Here is an 841-nt window from a genome sequence, read left to right as displayed (position 1 = left end):
GCCGGCGGCCACACGATGATCGGCTATGGCGGCAATGATACCTATTATGTCGACGATGTCCGCGATAAGGAGATTGAGGCTGCGGGCGGCGGTACCGATAAAGTACTCGCCTCGATCAGTCATGCGCTTGCGGCCGGATCGGAGATCGAACTTCTCGCCACCAGTAATCCGTCCGGCACGACGGCAATCAATCTCACAGGCAACGGCTTTGCTCAGACCATTCAGGGCAATGCCGGCGCCAATGTCATCAACGGCCTCGGCGGCGCCGACACGATGACCGGCTATGGTGGCAATGACACCTACTATGTCGACAATGCCGGTGACAAGGTCATCGAGGCGGTGGGCGGCGGCTCCGACCGGGTGATCACGTCAGTGAGCCATGCGCTTTCGGCGGGCACCCAGATCGAGCTTCTCGCCGCAAGATATCCATCCGACACGACGGCAATGAACCTCAGCGGCAACGAGTTCAGTCAGACCATCCAAGGCAACGCCGGCGCGAACATCATCAACGGCGGCGGTGGTGCCGACACGATGACCGGCTATGGTGGCAATGACACCTACTATGCCGACAATGCCGGTGACAAGGTCATCGAGGCCGTAGGCGGCGGTACCGATAAAGTACTCGCGTCAGTAAGTCATGCGCTTGCGGCCGGGTCGGAGATCGAGCTTCTCGCCACCAGCAATCCGTCCGGCACGACGGCAATCAATCTCACAGGCAACGGCTTTGCCCAGACGATCCAGGGCAATGCCGGCGCCAATTTCATCAACGGCCTCGGCGGCGCCGACACGATGACCGGCTATGGTGGCAATGACACCTACTATGTCGACAATGCCGGTGACA

The 841-nt window shown here is 60.3% G+C and carries 1 pseudogene; it reads left to right on the top strand.

Annotation, left to right across the window (positions count from 1 at the left end):
- Positions 1–841 (top strand): annotated as a pseudogene (locus NKJ84_RS33040) (calcium-binding protein); the annotation flags it as partial.

Origin of the sequence: Mesorhizobium sp. M0048, from assembly GCF_040323405.1 — a bacterium.
Lineage (GTDB): Bacteria > Pseudomonadota > Alphaproteobacteria > Rhizobiales > Rhizobiaceae > Mesorhizobium.
Note: the sequence above shows the minus strand (reverse complement) of the source record. Positions and strands in the feature narration are given on the sequence as shown.